Below are 298 nucleotides of genomic sequence, written 5' to 3' on the forward strand. Positions count from 1 at the left end.
GCTCTGAAACACCACCCTTAGGATCTGGAAAGAGAATTGATTTTCCAACAGCAATAGGCTGATAAATATTGTCTACGAGAACTTCTTTAGAAAAATATTTATCACCATTAGGATAGACGACTTTAAATTTACCGCCACCAAGATCGCGGCCAGAACGCGGCCATTAATAATATTCCCATCTGGTCCAACAATAGAAACAAAACCACCAGTTCTAACTCTAGCATTAACCATTTTAGGAATAGTCGACATTCTATGAATACGAGCATCACTTACATCTAAAAGACCATTCGAACGTAAA

1 protein-coding gene is annotated in these 298 nt (G+C 37.9%); it reads right to left on the bottom strand.

Translation table 11 applies throughout. From position 1 onward, the window contains the following. Window positions 1–72 precede the first annotated feature (72 nt). On the bottom strand, window positions 73–298 hold a 226-nt coding region (locus M901_RS13725; RefSeq protein ID WP_034722340.1), incomplete at its 5' end, for a hypothetical protein.

It is taken from the genome of Bacteriovorax sp. DB6_IX (genome assembly GCF_000447775.1).
In the GTDB taxonomy this organism is placed as follows: Bacteria; Bdellovibrionota; Bacteriovoracia; order Bacteriovoracales; family Bacteriovoracaceae; genus Halobacteriovorax_A.